Genomic DNA, 16,199 nt, shown 5'->3' with positions numbered 1-16,199 from the left:
AATAAAACCCACTTGGCAAAGTGCCAAGTGGGTTTTATTTATGAGCCATATGTTAAGCTGTATAGTGTTGGGCCATAAATTGGGCCATATTGTCTGTGGCTTGTGCTAGTGTGTCAAGTGAAGCGGCGTAGGATAAACGGAAATAACGGTCGCCTTTTTCGGAAAAAGCATCGCCTGGAACGACTGCTACTTTGGCAGTTTGGGCGAGTTTTAGGGCGAAATCATACGCGCTTTCAGTGACAAAATCGGGTAGCTTGACGAAGAAATAAAATGCGCCGTCTGGGGGGATGACTGTAAAGCCCATGCTAACAAGGCGATCTTGTACGAATCCCGCGCGGACTTTGTATTCTGAGCGCATCAGTAAAGCATCATTTTCCCCTTTTGTCACCGCTTGAAACGCAGCTTTTTGACTAATAGAAGAAGCGCAAGTCACGGTGTATTGATGGATTTTGAGCATTTCTGTAAGTAGCGGTTTTGGCGCCATTAAAAAGCCGATACGAAAGCCTATCATCGCATGTGACTTGGAGAGTCCGTTTATGACGATGGTTTGCTCTTCAAGCATAGGCCGGATGGAGGTGTGCGGCTTATCGTATGTAAGTTCACTATATATTTCATCGGCAACAACGTAGATACCCGTTCCCGTTAAAACATCTGCAAGTTCACGAAGTTCAGCCTCAGATAGCGTTACACCAGTTGGATTTGAAGGGTAGGGCAAAATAAGAGCTTTTGTTTTTTTGGAAAGCGCATTTTTCAACTGCGCAGGGGTTAGCTTAAACGCCGATTCGGTTGTATCAACTTTCACAGGGACGGCGCCCATCAAATGAATAAGCGGTTCATATCCTGGATAAATAGGATCTGGCAAAATGACTTCATCGCCAGGCTCTATAATCGTCTCAAGCGCAATTGCAATGGCCTCCGTTGCGCCAATTGTGACGATGACTTCTTCTTTTGTGAACCCGAGATTATATTTTTTGTTAAAAAAATCAGCAGCGGCAGAAACAAGTTCTTTGGTGCCAGCGTTATTTGTGTAGTTTGTAAAATTATCCTGAATAGCATTTATAGCAGCTTGTTTAATATGCTCTGGCGTATCAAAATCTGGTTCACCGAGCGTTAATTTTATAATTCCATCAATGTTTGCAATTTCATTGTTAAAACGACGAATTCCGCTAATTTGAATTGCAGCCAGTTCGGGGCGGATATTTTTAGGCATAAGCTCACCCTTTCTTTTTCTCTCCATCATATCATATTTTAACGGAAATAGGGGCTACTGTTTTGAAAAATAGCAGCCCGAGTTGCCGTGTCAGGCTTTATGTCTGTGTAGGCTTCAAGGCAATTTTTGGCGCGCTTTAATGACAGCGTTATTTTGTGTGTATGTTTTAACGGGATTTGTTTGCCGAGGTGACGAAGCTCTTTAAAATCGCTTTTTGCAGGCGGGATGTGAAAAAGGAAATCGCCACATTTGACTAGTACGAGGGTATGTTGCCGGCAGTTTTTTGGATTCTTAGAATATTGCAAACCGATTTTTTCGGCATGACCATCAGTCAGTAACTTCGCGATGGCGGCTTGTTTTAATTTGTATAAATAGGTTGGATCGGTGGCGGCTTTGCTATGTCTATTGACGATAAAAAGGGCTTCTGCAATTTGTTTCGTTTGGTTCAAATGAAAACCTCCTTTTTATTTTAATCAGAAAATTTCAATTGAGTAGAATACTTTAATTATAGCGGAACGAAAAGATAACTCAAATGAAAAGTTGAAAAAATCTGATAATATTTCCATTTTGTTATTGCACTTTTTGTTTTTTTACCGTAAAATGGTTTTAATAATGATAATCATTTTCAATTAAAGAAGGTTTGAGAGGGGAAGCGCACATGACAAAAGCTGGGAAATATGAGGCGTTCTTTTTTCCAACGAAAGATGGTCTCTTAAAAATACATGCGTATGGTTTTAACCCAACTGGTTCGTGGGGGGAAGTTTATGCCACTTTAAATGACGAAACAATCTGTGTAAAGGGCTTTAATCGCCATAAGACAATCATGCGCGCAGTTCGGACGAAACTGGATATGACGGAAAATCAAAATCATGATTTATAAACCTGGTTGCTTTTGGCGCTAGGTTTTATTTTGATTAAAGCGCTCTAGCGCGAATAAAATGTAGAAAGCTAGATGTGGCAAATTTTACCTAAAGAAAATTGCTTTTTCTGAATTTTTCCAGATGACTTGCTTAATAGGTGCGATATGCGCTAAAATTTGATAGTATTAATTTAGTGGTCTTGCGATTTTGTTTCGTATAGGTGGATTTTTGAGAGGAGAATAAGTGATGTCTCAGTTATTAGGAATTATTCAACGTTTAAACGCGATGCAGGAGGATGAAGCTTCTGAAACGCAAGCGCGTCGTTTTGAAAAAGACGGTAAGGTCATTTGCGAAGTGAAATATTTTCGAGCGTCTAATTCGTTTGAAGTCGAAATTTATGAATTAAACAGTAAATATCAATTTGATGATATTGATATGACAGCTATTGAGATTTTTGAAGCTTTACAAGAAAATTAATTTGTAAAATTGTAGCTAGGACGGTTAACCTGTTCTAGTTATTTTTTTGTGTAACAATAGAGGAAATTCTTGTTTTTCTATGCTAAAATAAGAGGTGGACAGTAAAGAGACATACATTAAAAAAATAAATGCTAGTTTGTAGAAAATCTAAAAAGTATTCGCGAGATAAAATATTCCACGTAAAATCAGACTACTGACAAATGGTGAGATTCTAAGCAAAGCTTGGTACCGAAGTGGAGCATACTCGAGTACATGATGACTGAAAACAGGAAAGGCGTAGTTTCCTGACCATGTGAGAAGTGATGCGGGGCACATCGGAGAAGGCGCAAGTGACGAAGATTGCCGTTTACTAGCAATATGACAATGATTTACTATAATTTGAGAAGAGGGTTCCACGTGATTTCAAATAGATTAGGTTATTTTTTTAAGGATAAACTTGAAGAAAGTATGATTTCTGCTGAGAAGGTTGCCCATGTGCAGTTAGGTAATAATTTGGAGCATGCGCTTTTAGTACTTACAAAATGTGGTTATTCGGTTATTCCAGTTCTTGATTTTGAATTTAAACTTCACGGACTAATTAGCGCTGCTAGAATTACGGATTCCATTTTGGGACTTGAGCGTATTGAATATGAAAAGCTTGAAACATTAAAAGTAGAAGATGCGATGCAAACGGAATTTCCTGTTATTAAGGGAGAGATTAATCCTGAACGTGTCGTAAGCTTGCTTGTAGATAATCCATTTTTATGTGTGGTGAATGAGGAAAATGAATTCCAAGGGATTATTACACGAAGAATTATTTTAAAACAGGTGAATCGCTTTATTCACACACCGTTGGAGGACGAAAAATGATTGTGACAGAATACGAATTGCTTGTCTGTCTAGCAGATGAACTAAATATGCGGCGGAGTGCGGAAAAACTTTTTTTGAGTCAACCTGCTTTATCGCAACGTTTACAAACAATTGAAAGCAGATGGAATACAAAGATTTTTATTCGGACGCAAAAAGGTTTACTGCTAACGCCTGAAGGAGAAGCAATCGTCAAACATGCCGCAAGTGTAATTGCTCGGGAACATGAGATTCAGGAGCGGCTTCTGGCGCTTAAAGGCGTTGTGCGCGGTACGCTTCGTATTGCTTGTGCAAGTGTTGTGGCGCAAATGTGGTTGCCACGCGTTTTAAAAAGGTTCACGAAGAAATATCCTGATGTGGCGATTTCACTTCAAACGGGTTGGAGTAGCGATGTTCATGAGTTGCTTGCCTCTGGTTCGGTACATATAGGAATTGTTCGCGGTGGTACATCTTGGAAAAGTGTGAAGCGCCATTTATTTACGGACCGCTTGATTTTAGTAGATCAAGAAATTGAACGTATTGAAGACGTTTTTGAGACGAACCGGCCATTCATTCAGTTTCGAAGCGATTCAAACTACTATCAAGTCATTCAAGACTACTGGCAGAGAAATTTTTCGAAACTACCAAAACAAGTTATGTTAATGGATCAAATTGAAACATCCAGGCAGATGGCGATAAACGGAATTGGTTTTGCGATTTTGCCTGAAGTGACACTCAGCCAAAACATAGATGCGGTCGTAAATCGTATTCCACTAACTGAAAAAGACGGGACAGAGCTCGGACGGGATACGAATTTGCTTACATATGAACAATCACTTGAATTGCCGCAAGTGGCTGCTTTTTTAGAAGTGATAAATCAATTTCTTGAAACAAATCGCTAGCTATGGCAAACTAAAAAATAAAAAAGGGGCGTTTAAATATGGAACAAATGGATGCACATCAAATTATTTCTTTTATTCAAAACAGTAAAAAATCAACACCGGTCAAAGTTTATTTGAAAGGTGATTTAGAGAAGATAGCTTTCCCAAATGATATTAAAACATTTATTACAGGAAATGCAGGTACGATTTTTGGTGAATGGGCTGATATTATGCCACTACTAGCTGAAAATGAAGCGCATATTGCAGATTATGTAGTTGAAAATGATCGCCGCAATTCAGCGATTCCAATGCTTGATTTAAAAAATATTAATGCACGTATTGAACCAGGTGCGGTGATTCGCGATCAAGTTACGATTGGCGATAATGCCGTGATTATGATGGGGGCAAGCATTAATATTGGCTCTGTCATTGGTGATGGCACGATGATTGATATGAATGTAGTACTTGGTGGACGTGCGACAGTTGGGAAAAACTGCCATATTGGAGCAGGTTCCGTATTAGCAGGCGTTGTGGAGCCACCATCTGCAACACCCGTTATTGTGGAGGACGATGTTGTCATTGGGGCAAATGTCGTTGTACTTGAAGGCGTACGAATTGGCAAAGGCGCAGTAGTTGCGGCTGGTGCGATTGTGACAAAAGATGTTGCACCAGGAACGGTGGTAGCGGGCATTCCGGCACGCGTTTTAAAAGAACTCGATGCAAAAACAGCATCTAAAACGGAAATTATGCAAGGCTTACGACAACTTTAAATCAAATGAAGAGAGGGGCGTGTTCATTTGGCACGTCTCTTTCTTTTCAAAAAGGAGGATTTTTCGTGAATCGTTTTATTGAAATTAGACGGGACCTACACCAGATTCCAGAAATTGGTTTTAAGGAGCACAAAACGCAGAAATACTTGCTTGATTATATTGCGGGACTGAACCAAGAGTTTCTTGAGGTACAAACTTGGCGTACGGGGATTTTTGTTCGCATAACAGGCAGTGTAGGTGCGAAAACAATTGGGTACCGGACGGATATGGATGCGCTACCGCTTACTGAAAAAACGGGTCTGCCGTTTGCTTCGAAACACGAAGGGGCCATGCATGCATGCGGTCATGATGTTCATATGAGTATTGCGCTAGGGTGTTTGACGCACTTTGCTATGACTCAGCCTAAACAAAATTTGGTGTTTATTTTTCAACCCGCAGAGGAAGGTCCTGGCGGGGCTTTGCCCATTTTAGAAAGTGAGGAATTTAAAGCTTTTTGGCCAGATGAAATTTATGCTCTACATATCGCACCAGAGTATAAAGTGGGGCAAATTGCAACACGAGAAGGGTTGCTTTTTGCGAACACATCCGAACTGTTTATTTCGTTTAAAGGACGCGCTGGGCATGCGGCGTATCCGCATCTTGCGAATGATATGGTCGTTTGTGCAAGTCATTTTGTGACGCAAATGCAAACGATTGTAAGCAGGAACATTGACCCGATGGATGCGGCTGTTGTGACTGTTGGGAAAATTTCTGGCGGGGATGCGCAAAATATTATCGCTGAAACGGCAAGTTTAGACGGGACAATTCGGACGGCGAAGAAGGAAACGATGGAAGTCATTTGGACACGTTTAAAACAGCTTGCGCGCGGTATGGAAGAAGCTTTTCAATGTGAGATTACGTTTACACCGGGATCAGATTACTGCCAAGTTTACAATCATGCGGAAGAAACAAAACAATTTATTTCCTTTTTAAATCGTGAATTTACGTCTGCTTTTATTGAGGCGCCGGCAGCCATGACTGGAGAGGACTTTGGATATTTCTTGGAAGAAATACCTGGTTGTATGTTTTGGCTTGGGGTGGATTCTCCTTACGGCTTGCACCACGCACAATTAAATCCACAAGAAGATGCGATTCCGTTCGCGATTTCTGTTTTAACGAAGTTTTTAGCCGAAAAATAAGGGGTTTTGCTTATGATACGTGTACTTTTAGCGGACGATAATTCGTTTATTACGGGCGGTTTAGAGATTATTTTGAATACGGAGGAAAATTTGGAGGTTGTAGGCACGGTTGAAAACGGGGAAGAGGCTTATCAGTTTTGTCTGAAACATGCGGTTGATGTGGCACTTGTTGATATTCGCATGCCTGTTATGGACGGCGTTCTTGCAACGAAAAAAATTGTGCGAGATACGAATACGAAAGTGATTATTTTAACGACCTTTGATGATGATGCGTTTATTTTGGAGGCGATTCAAAACGGGGCAAAGGGCTACTTGTTAAAAAATAATGACCCAAAGAAAATTATCAACGCAATTTATAGTGTGATGCAGGAGCAGAGCATTATTCAGGCGGAAATTTGGGACAAATTGCGTGCTGTCAATCAGACGAAAAAGGCTGCATATGCGGATCTTGATGCGCTGGGGCTGTCTGAACGCGAGAAGGATATTGTGAAGGCGGTAGCCAAAGGTCTATCAAACCGGGAAATTGCAAAACACCTTTTTATTTCAGAGGGAACGGTTGCAAACAACATTTCGGCATTACTTGGGAAGTTGGGGCTTTCGCACCGAACGCAAATTGCGATTTTATATTTCACGGGTAGCGGGAATGGGGATGCGGAATGAATACCTATAAAATTCAAATAGACGTAGTTTTTTCGCTTTTCTTGCTGTTATTTGTGTTAACACAGCACTTGTCCGCTTTTTTTAATGCGAGCTATTTACTAGCTGTGTTGTTATATTTATCGTTCACTTTGCTAAGTTTTATCACAGTTCGTGCGCGAATTTCGCTACTTGTATTACTTTCTGGCGGTATTTTGCTTTTTGGCTTTCTCGCCATGCCCTATTTACTTTTTTTATTCCCGTTTTCGCTTTTTTCACTTTTTTTACGAGGGGAAAAAGGGAGTTTATCAGTCTACGCATTATACGCTGTGATTGCGATGCTACCCTTATTCGCCTTTCGTGATTTTCAAATAAGCGCGCTTTATTTATGGCTTATGACATTTGCATTCATTTTTTATATGATTTTGAATAAACAGGCGTATACGTTGATGTGGAAAGAAGAGACGAATGAGACACAACGTATTCAGCTGGAAAATATGCGGATAAAGATGGATCAACTTGAAACGCGAATAATGGAAGAGACGAGCCTTGCAAAATTGGAGGAGCGAAACGCACTCTCCCACCGCATTCATGATGAATTGGGGCATTCACTTTCTGGTGGACTTATTCAGCTAGAAGCTTGTAAGGCGATTCTTCATAAAGATGCTCACCAGGCGGCACAGTTGCTAGATAATGCGATTCAAATTAGCCAGGCGGGCATTGAAGAAATTCGAAAAACTTTGAAAGAAACAAAGCCTGCGCAGGAAAGCTTAGGTGTCACGCGTATTAAAAGTGAGTTGTCACAGTTTGAAAGTAAGTATAAATGCCAAACGCTTTTTTATGCGAAAGGTCCACTAGCTAAAATTAGTCAACCAATGTGGTATGTGTTTTTACAAAACTTAACGGAGGCGCTAACCAATTCATTAAAGTATAGTGAGGCAACGCGAATTGAAGCGGAGCTCATCGTTTTAAACAAGGTCGCACGTTTTGAAATACGCGATAACGGAATTGGTACGACAACTATTCTTAAAAATCTAGGTTTATTAGGTATGGAAGAAAGAACGGCGAAACTAGGCGGTAACGTCATTTTTCAAGGGGAGGACGGTTTCTCGGTCATTACTTTAATCCCGATTTCGTGAAAATCTCATGTGAAGAAGTGAGGAATTGCACTAGGCAAAGTCCTTGCTTCTTTTTTATAATTAAGAAAAAAGGAGGTACGTGATGAAAATTGTTGAAATGAATGAAGTGACAAAAAAATTTGATAAAACAGTTGCAGTAGACCGACTCACGCTTTCAATTGAGCAGGGGCAAATTTTTGGCTTGTTAGGTCCAAACGGCGCTGGGAAAAGTACGACCATTAGTATTTTATGCGGTTTAATTAAGAAAACGAGTGGTGATATTGCGATTTTTGGTGGGGAAGAAGGACAAGATGGTTTGATGATTAAAAGTAAGATTGGTCTTGTCCCACAAGAAATTTCACTTTATAGTGAGCTTTCGGCACTTGAAAATGTTAAATTTTTCGCAGGACTATATGGTTTACGCGGCAAGGAACTTGATGCGGCTGCAAATGAAGCGCTTCGTTTTGTCGGCTTATCTGATAAAGCGAAAGGTAGACCAGAAACGTTCTCAGGTGGGATGAAACGTCGCTTGAATATTGCTTGTGCGATTGCGCATCGCCCAGAACTTATCATTATGGATGAACCGACAGTTGGTATTGACCCGCAGTCGCGTAATTACATTTTACGTTCAATCAAAAAACTAAATGAAAACGGTGCGACAATAATTTATACGAGTCACTATATGGAAGAGGTCGAGGAAATTTGTGACTATATTGCGATTATTGACCACGGGAAAGTCATTGCAGAAGGCACAGAAGAGCAACTCATTAGTTTGGTGACGGACGTAAAAGAAATGGAAATTATCGTGGATCAAGACGCGAGCGTTGCGACAACAGATATTGAAGGGGTTTCGGGCGTTCAGGCGGTGACGTGGAATGGAACGAATTCGCTACACATTACGTCAAATAGTGAAGTGAACACGCTAAATGCGATTTTGGCCATCTTACTCAAGCATAAAATTGATATTTTGGAAATCAATCAAGAAAAACTCAACTTGGAAACCGTATTTTTAACCTTAACTGGGCGAAAATTGCGTGATTAAAAGGAGGCAAGAAAATGTTATTTCATATCATCAAAAAGCAAGTGAAACTCTCACTGCGCGATAAAACTTTTTTCATTTTCATGCTGATTTTTCCCGTGGCGCTCATTTTTGTGCTCGGTAGCATCCTTCAAAACGCGTTCACTGATGACACCGATTTAGGCAAGATGAACATCGTCTACACCTTGCAGGGAGACGCAAACATGAATACAGCATTTACAACATTTGCGGATGAAGCAAGTTCAAAGAGCGTGACTTTTAAACAAGTAGATGGGGTAAATTCTGGTGAGGAAAAGGTTAGAAACGGTGATGCGACAGCGTTTGTTTTGGTGAAGTCAAATGATTTACATGTTTTGACGAACAGCCCAGATACGATTGAAAAAGCGCGATTAGACGGGTATATCAATGCTTTCGCGTCCAACTATCAACTCGCTGTCACGGCTCAAAAAGTCAATCCTACGCAAATGAACGAGGTTTTAGCGACAAACGATATACCTAAAGATGCGATTTCAATCCAGAAACTAAAAACTAGTGAAAATGTGTCGTCCTTCCAGTACTATGCAATCGCGCTCATCGGCATGACAATGATGTTTGGCATGATGTCAGGCGTGAACGCATTTCGAATTGAAAAATTGAAACATACGGATATTCGACTGCTCATCGCCCCAGTCCGAAAAGAAGTGGCGATTACAGGGAATTTTATTGGTGAACTCGTCGTTCAAGCGATTTCTTTAGTGCTTTTGATGGTGGTGTCCCAGTTGTTCTTTGGCGTCAATTGGGGAAGCGCAGTCCTACTCATCGCGGTCGTTTATTTTAGTCTCGCCCTATTTTCCTTATCATTTGGGATGGCGATTGATGTTTTATCAAACGGAAACGCAGCAGGCGCCGCCGTATCGAGTATCATCGTTCAAATTTTTGCCTTCCTAGGCGGAGCTTACTTCCCGATGATTAGCCCAGCAATTCAAAAGCTCTCCCCAATTGGTTGGGCGAACATTGGCATTCGCGATGTCCTTTACAACGGGCAACTTTCAGCGGCCATTATGCCAATTGCCATTAATGTCTGCTTTGCCGTTCTATTTATCGCGCTCATTGCCATCATACAAAAACGAAAGGAAGTGTATTAAAATGGCGCAAATTGGTTGGATTTTCAAACATAATTGGGACGTCTTAAAAAAATCAAAAATCCGTATTTTTATGATTATAGGCCTCCCCATTTTGAGTATTTTAATTTACTTCTTTTCTTACGGCGCACAAATGAACGACACGAGTGTTTTAAAAATGGGTATCGTAAATGAGGACTCAGGCGTGTATACGAACCAATTGGTGACTTTTTTGAAAGAAGATAATCCTGGCATGAAAGAGACTTCCTATGAGAAAGGCAAGGCCAAACTAATTGGCGGGCAGCTAGATGCGCTTATTTTAATTGAAAAAGGCGCTAATAGTAGCTTAGCGAAACAAACAGCGAGTAATTTTAAAATTGAATCAATTCAAGGGGAAAATACAATAAATACCGCCAAAATGCTTCTCTCAAATGAGATTAATAAGCTTTTAAAATTGGAAAAACTAGGCGGTCAAGCTGATTTCAAGCAGACGGTCAAAACGTATGACGCCTCAAAATTACCGGTTGATGAAGTCGATTTAAAGGATCATTCGAATATCGAACAGATGATGTCAGCTCAAATTCTTGGCTTTTTATGCATGATGCTGCTTTATGCAGCGGGCAGTCTCGGGGAGCTCATTTTAAAAGAAAAAGAAGAAGGAACGTTCTACCGTCTAATGTCCACGCCACTGTCGAGTAAGAAATATTTGTTTGGTAACGCACTTTTCGCCTATGTAATTGTGCTGCTTGAGGTGTTAATTTGTCTGTTTGCCATGCGTTTTGCCTTTCGGATTAATCCAGGTGTCGCCTATGTTGATTTGTTCATTATTCTTGCAGTGTTCTCACTTATGGCAGTCGTGCTTTCGCTTGCATTTGGTTTTGTTGTTGGAAGTAGAAAAAGCATTTCCGCCATGCAAACGACGATTTTTACGATTTCAACATTACTTTCTGGCGCACTAATTCCAATTGCCATTATGCCTGACGTCATGCAAAAAATCGCAGCTTTCATGCCACAATACTGGGTCATGGACGCGGTCTCAAAACTTCAACAAAACGGCACACTTGCCGATTTAGGTTTAAACATCATCATTTTACTCGGTTACACACTCTTATTTTTCAGCATCGCAAGCTATAAATTTGCTAAAAACGAGGAACTGCGGTCGTTTGTTTAAAATGATAGTAAGCGAGCTTAAGACATAATGATATTTTGTTTAAAAAAAAGACAGTAAATAAGCAAAAATCCAGTAAACATGCCATTTTTCGAAATGAATTTTACTGGATTTTTGCTTGTTTTTTATTTATGTCCCGAACTTGTTATTTACCGGAAGGATTGACAAAAATAAAAATATTATTATAAAATTTTGAAAGAAGGTAAAAAATTTTCGAACATCTTGTGAAAAAAAACACAAAAGGAGTGGGATTATGAAGTTTAAAAGTATAGAATGGGGCTTAATCGTTATTCTCTTTGTAACACCTTTTTTAAACTGGTTTGTAGTTGAGACGAAAAAACAAACGGGATTTGAATGGTTGTCAGAAAATACTTTGTTTTTAGTTATTTTTTTCATTGTACTACTTATTATAATTATTTCTTTGTTCTTCAAGCGTTTAGATTTTAGTGTAGTCTTCTTTTCAGGACTACTCATGGTAATGATGTTTTTAATTCCCTTTCAAAGATTCAATTTTAAGTTATTTACAGAGCCCACATTTTTAAAAATTGTTTTAACCAAGTTTATTCAGTGGCCATTTTATGTTGCGTTTCTAGCGAGCATCGGGCTTTTTATTTTTACAATATTAGATTTAAAGGAGAAGAGACCCCGTGATAAAAAATAAAATTGCTGCACACTTCTATAGTGAATTCTAAAGTATCACATCATATAAGCAAAGAACCCCGATAGACAAAATACCGGGGCAAAATTCATTTATCTTTCAGCGCCTGAACTTTTTCTACATCAGGGGTTACAAAATAGGTTGTTTGATTATCGTAAATTACGTAGCCAGGCTTAGCGCCATTTGGTTTTTTCACATGTTTAATGAGCGTCGCATCAACTGGGACAGTGCTCGATAAACGTGCTTTTGAAAAATAGGCGGCAATCATGGCAGCTTCTTCGATAGCTGTTTCATCAGGGTTTGAGTCTTGGATCACAACATGCGAACCAGGCAAATCCTTGACGTGGAACCACAGTTCGTTGTTTTTTGCTAGTTTATTCGTCAAATATTCGTTTTGTTTGTTGTTTTTCCCGACTAAAATCGGTAGGCCACTTGTTGCGGTGTATTTTTCGAGTTTTGGGAGCGCGTTTTTTTGACGGCTGTTTTTTGGTTTCTTGTAACGAATGTAGCCTTGTTCAGCGAGTTCCTGCCGAATTTCCTCCACATCGCTTGGCCCAGCTGTCTCAAGTTGTGCCAGAACGCCGTCCAAGTAAGCGACTTCTTCCTGCGTCAGAGCGATTTGTTCCCGGACATAAGCAACAGCATTCCGCAGTTTTTGATAGCGCGTAAAATAACGCTGTGCGTTTTGTGAAGGCGTTAGGCGCGTATCAAGTGCGATAGTCACATCTTGTAACGCGTCATCATAAAAATTTTGCACCGTAATTTGCTCCGCACCCTTTTCCATTTGGTATAAATTGGCCGTAAGGAGTTCCCCTTTGATACGAAACTCATCCGCTTTCTCCGTTTCAAGTAGCGTATTTTCTAGTTTTTCAATCTTTAAAACATTGCGCGTTCGCTCATTCGCTAAGAGACGCTCCAAATCATGCCCCATTTGATGAACACGGTCACGCCGAGCTTTCCCACTATAAAACGCATCGAGCAGTTCACTCAAAGAATCATACCGCTTAGAAGAAGCCTCAAGCGCTAGCGGCATAAAATAATAATCCTCTTTTTCGTTATGCACGAAAGTATGTGGCACAGCTTTTTTGCCTAAAAATGTTGGAATCTCCTCTAAAACGCTAGAGAAGGCAGACTGTAACATTTTAGAGCTCGTGTCTTTAGCCCGGTGGACAATTTCCCAAGCGAGAAGTGGGCTGAAACCCGCGAAATGTTTCACGAGACTTTTGACCGGATTTTCCTCTGGCAAAATGAATGACTCAAAATCTGCGGTGGAAACCGTGAACGGATCGATTTTATTCGCCTTAGGAGGCAAAATATACTTAGCACCCGGAAGTAGTGTCCGGTAACTATTTTGTGCAGGGCTAATATGTTTAATGCAATCAATAATTGTCCCTTTTTGACGGTCCACAAGCGTTAAATTGCTATGACGCCCCATAATTTCGATATACAAATCTAAAAAACGATTTTCGCCAATATCATCTTTTCCGCGGAAAAAAAGTACGAGAATCCGCTCATTAGGCTCCTGCCGAATTTCCTCAATGATGGCGCCTTCTAAGTGCTTACGTAGCAACATACAAAACATTGGCGGGTTTGGTGGGTTTTCTGGAACATCATTTGTCCACTGCACACGCGCATAACTCGGATGCGCTGAAATGAGTAGCCGTCTATTTTCACGGTTCTTTCGGATATAAAGCAAAAGTTCGTGCGGAAACGGCTGATGAATCTTCATGATGCGCCCACTTTCCGCGCCTTCTTTAATTTCTTCGGTCATCGCTTTTAAAAACATTGCGTCAAATGCCATTTTCATTCTTCCTTTACTTGTTTGTTACATTCTATTGTATCACAATTTCAAGTTTAACTATGCAAGTAGCACGAGCTTTGCTATAATAATGAGATGAAACTAGTATAAGAGGTGGCGAATCTTATGGTGAAAAGCATGACAGGTTTCGGTCGGAAAACGAAAGAAAAAGATGATTTTAAAGTGACGGTTGAATTAAAGGCTGTTAATCATCGGTATTTTGAGGCGGTTTTTCGAATGCCTAGGCAATTCGCTTATCTCGAAACAAAACTGAAAAAAACGATGGCCGGGGTTTTAAAACGCGGGCGAGTGGAGTGCTTTATTTCGTTTGAAGGGGCACAAATTGCGAAGCATCATTTGGCGGTGGATTTTGAGCTTGCTGATGAATATTACCGGTTTCTAAAACAAGCAGAAGCGCGTTATGAGTTCTCGGAAAGCTTGACGATGCGAGACTTTTTAGCAGATCCTGTTTTTCTTGAAGTTCGTGAAAGTAGCGAGGCCAACTCGGCGCTTGAAGCACTTATTTTAGAAGGCGTTTATGGTGCGACAAAAAGGCTTGATGAGATGCGTAGTCTAGAAGGCGCTGAAATAGCGCTCTATTTCAAAACGCATTTAGAGGCATTCGAGTCGTGCATGTTTTCTGTGCGTCAGGCGATTCCAGAAATGGAAGCCACTTATAAAGCGCGTCTTACGGAACGGCTCACGAAACTAGCGGAAGCCGAATTTGATGAGCGCATGATGCTCACGGAACTCGGTTTATTCCTAGAAAAAGCCGATATTAATGAAGAAATCGAACGGCTAGATAGCCATTTGAAGCAATTTTATAGTATACTTACCGAAGAAGGTGCAATTGGACGAAAGCTCGATTTCCTTATTCAAGAGATGAACCGTGAAGTGAATACGATTGGGTCAAAAGCTATGTCGCTTACAGTTACGGAAAATGTTGTGGAAATGAAAACGACGCTTGAAAAAATTCGAGAACAAGTTCAAAATGTGGAATGACTTTAGAAATGAGGTAAAAAGATGGCGGAAAGAGGCCTGTTAATTGTTCTTTCAGGACCGAGTGGGGTTGGAAAAGGAACGGTAAGAGAAGCGGTCTTTCGGGACCCAGAAACGAAATTTGAATACTCAATTTCGATGACAACAAGAAAACCGCGTGAAGGTGAACAAGACGGTGTGGACTACTATTTTAGAAGTCGTGCGGAGTTTGAGCAGGCCATCGCCGACGGAAAAATGCTCGAATATGCCGAATACGTGGGCAACTACTACGGGACGCCGCTTGATTATGTCGAGGAAAAACTCGCAAAGGGCATTGATATTTTTTTAGAAATCGAGATTCAAGGCGCAATGCAAGTGAAAAAGAAAATGCCAGAAGGTGTTTTCATTTTCCTAACACCGCCAGACCTCGGTGAACTTAAAAACCGCCTAATCGGCCGCGGCACAGAAACACTCGAAGTAGTCGAAGCGCGAATGAAAACCGCTAAAGAAGAAATTGAAATGATGGCGTCATACGATTATGCGGTTGTAAATGATGTCGTCATTGACGCTGTCAAGAAAATTAAAGGCATTGTCGAAACAGAACATTTGAAAACAGAGCGTGTGATTCACCGCTATCAAAATATATTGGAGGAGATTTAATTATGATGTTATACCCATCGATTGATAATTTACTTTTAAAAATTGATTCAAAATACTCTTTAGTAACTGTGGCAGCCGCTCGCGCTCGTGCCATGCAAGCAGAAAACGACCGAGGCTCATTACCAACTTATGAATCTCATAAATATGTAGGAAAAGCGCTAGAAGAAGTTCTTGCTGGCCAATTAGTGATTGCAAAAGACGCTGAATAAAAAAAGCGTCTGGAATATAATGAAAAAAGAACCGAAAATTAGGCAACGTCCATTTTATTTTGACGAGGTTGTTTGATTTTCGGTTTTATTCATTTTCACACAACTATCTACTGGAAAAGCTGATTTTTTTCTCTAACTTTCGAACAAGCATAATGAAAACTATACAATTAAAAAGTAAGAGCTATAATTAGTGCTTATACTACTTGCTTCAGTTTGTTGAAACTAAAATGCCTCATGGATTGTTTAGCAGAGAAAGAGACTTCTAAAGCCATTGAGTTAGTTATTCTTCAAATTTTAATTAATGTTTAATAAGAAAATAAAGATTTGAAAGTAAATAGAATCATTACTCTTTCCTAATTTGACATAAAAATTACCCTAACCATAGAAAATAATAGTTATCAATTATGTGGTGAGGAAACAAGTTAACAAAAATTTCTAAACCATAGCAAAGAGATAAAAAATATTTTCTACTCCTTAAGTCATGGCCGAAAAAGTAAGTAAAGTGAAGTAGCTAGTAAAGCTGGAATCGAATGCTCTAATTTCTGGGTTTAAAAAGGTAACTTGGATTGAAATGATAGCAAATCTTTTAAGCGCAACATTTATTTAAGATAAAAGTATACACTGAATTAGATTT

The 16,199-nt window shown here is 40.0% G+C and carries 17 protein-coding genes; 14 read left to right on the top strand and 3 right to left on the bottom strand.

Annotated elements, in window-relative coordinates:
• Positions 1-52 precede the first annotated feature (52 nt).
• Positions 53-1,210: an aminotransferase class I/II-fold pyridoxal phosphate-dependent enzyme gene (locus R8923_RS12195; RefSeq protein ID WP_485873030.1), complete on the bottom strand. Its 1,158-nt coding sequence runs from the start codon at positions 1,208-1,210 to the stop codon at positions 53-55.
• 38 nt (positions 1,211-1,248) lie between these two features.
• A complete protein-coding gene (locus R8923_RS12190) occupies positions 1,249-1,659 on the bottom strand; it encodes a YkyB family protein (RefSeq protein ID WP_485873029.1) in 411 nt (136 codons plus the stop codon).
• 209 nt (positions 1,660-1,868) lie between these two features.
• Between R8923_RS12190 and R8923_RS12185 the strand changes: the two genes are divergently transcribed.
• The 11 genes from R8923_RS12185 (at position 1,869) to R8923_RS12135 (ending at position 11,265) form a co-directional block, all read left to right on the top strand.
• Complete coding sequence (locus R8923_RS12185) at positions 1,869-2,090, top strand: hypothetical protein (RefSeq protein ID WP_485873028.1); 222 nt, start codon at positions 1,869-1,871, stop codon at positions 2,088-2,090.
• 226 nt (positions 2,091-2,316) lie between these two features.
• Positions 2,317-2,547: a YkuJ family protein gene (locus R8923_RS12180; RefSeq protein WP_088809490.1), complete on the top strand. Its 231-nt coding sequence runs from the start codon at positions 2,317-2,319 to the stop codon at positions 2,545-2,547.
• Between the two features lie 396 nt (positions 2,548-2,943).
• Positions 2,944-3,396 (top strand): cyclic-di-AMP-binding protein CbpB, encoded by a 453-nt coding sequence (cbpB, locus tag R8923_RS12175; protein ID WP_485873027.1) that lies wholly within the window; start codon positions 2,944-2,946, stop codon positions 3,394-3,396.
• Positions 3,393-4,274 (top strand): transcriptional regulator CcpC, encoded by an 882-nt coding sequence (gene ccpC, locus R8923_RS12170; protein WP_485873026.1) that lies wholly within the window; start codon positions 3,393-3,395, stop codon positions 4,272-4,274. The genes cbpB and ccpC overlap by 4 nt, the downstream gene beginning before the upstream one ends.
• A gap of 38 nt (positions 4,275-4,312) precedes the next feature.
• Positions 4,313-5,023: a 2,3,4,5-tetrahydropyridine-2,6-dicarboxylate N-acetyltransferase gene (dapD, locus tag R8923_RS12165; protein ID WP_485873025.1), complete on the top strand. Its 711-nt coding sequence runs from the start codon at positions 4,313-4,315 to the stop codon at positions 5,021-5,023.
• A gap of 5 nt (positions 5,024-5,028) precedes the next feature.
• Positions 5,029-6,201, top strand: a complete 1,173-nt coding sequence (locus tag R8923_RS12160; RefSeq protein WP_485873024.1) for an N-acetyldiaminopimelate deacetylase — start codon at positions 5,029-5,031, stop codon at positions 6,199-6,201.
• A 12-nt stretch (positions 6,202-6,213) separates the two neighbouring features.
• Complete coding sequence (locus R8923_RS12155) at positions 6,214-6,861, top strand: response regulator (RefSeq protein ID WP_485873023.1); 648 nt, start codon at positions 6,214-6,216, stop codon at positions 6,859-6,861.
• Complete coding sequence (locus tag R8923_RS12150) at positions 6,858-7,976, top strand: sensor histidine kinase (RefSeq protein ID WP_485873022.1); 1,119 nt, start codon at positions 6,858-6,860, stop codon at positions 7,974-7,976. The genes R8923_RS12155 and R8923_RS12150 overlap by 4 nt, the downstream gene beginning before the upstream one ends.
• Before the next feature lie 82 nt (positions 7,977-8,058).
• Positions 8,059-8,997: an ABC transporter ATP-binding protein gene (locus tag R8923_RS12145; RefSeq protein WP_485873021.1), complete on the top strand. Its 939-nt coding sequence runs from the start codon at positions 8,059-8,061 to the stop codon at positions 8,995-8,997.
• A 14-nt stretch (positions 8,998-9,011) separates the two neighbouring features.
• Positions 9,012-10,118 (top strand): ABC transporter permease, encoded by a 1,107-nt coding sequence (locus tag R8923_RS12140; RefSeq protein WP_485873020.1) that lies wholly within the window; start codon positions 9,012-9,014, stop codon positions 10,116-10,118.
• A 1-nt stretch (position 10,119) separates the two neighbouring features.
• Positions 10,120-11,265: an ABC transporter permease gene (locus R8923_RS12135; RefSeq protein ID WP_485873019.1), complete on the top strand. Its 1,146-nt coding sequence runs from the start codon at positions 10,120-10,122 to the stop codon at positions 11,263-11,265.
• Positions 11,266-12,008: 743 nt separating this feature from the next.
• Here the strand turns inward: R8923_RS12135 and R8923_RS12130 are convergent.
• A complete protein-coding gene (locus R8923_RS12130) occupies positions 12,009-13,721 on the bottom strand; it encodes an Rqc2 family fibronectin-binding protein (protein ID WP_485873018.1) in 1,713 nt (570 codons plus the stop codon).
• Positions 13,722-13,844: 123 nt separating this feature from the next.
• On the opposite strand from R8923_RS12130, the gene R8923_RS12125 reads away from it, so the two are divergent.
• From R8923_RS12125 to rpoZ, 3 genes are read left to right on the top strand one after another with little or no spacing between them, the layout of a single operon-like run.
• Positions 13,845-14,720: a YicC/YloC family endoribonuclease gene (locus R8923_RS12125; RefSeq protein WP_485873017.1), complete on the top strand. Its 876-nt coding sequence runs from the start codon at positions 13,845-13,847 to the stop codon at positions 14,718-14,720.
• 21 nt (positions 14,721-14,741) lie between these two features.
• A complete protein-coding gene (gmk, locus tag R8923_RS12120) occupies positions 14,742-15,356 on the top strand; it encodes a guanylate kinase (protein WP_485873016.1) in 615 nt (204 codons plus the stop codon).
• 5 nt (positions 15,357-15,361) lie between these two features.
• On the top strand, positions 15,362-15,565 hold the full coding sequence (gene rpoZ / locus R8923_RS12115; protein WP_485873079.1) for a DNA-directed RNA polymerase subunit omega: 204 nt from the start codon (positions 15,362-15,364) through the stop codon (positions 15,563-15,565).
• Positions 15,566-16,199: the final 634 nt, after the last annotated feature.

Origin of the sequence: Listeria tempestatis (assembly GCF_963575625.1) — a bacterium.
GTDB classification, from domain to species: domain Bacteria; phylum Bacillota; class Bacilli; order Lactobacillales; family Listeriaceae; genus Listeria; species Listeria tempestatis.
The sequence above is the reverse complement of the archived record's forward strand: the minus strand, read 5'-3'. Positions and strand labels throughout refer to the sequence as shown.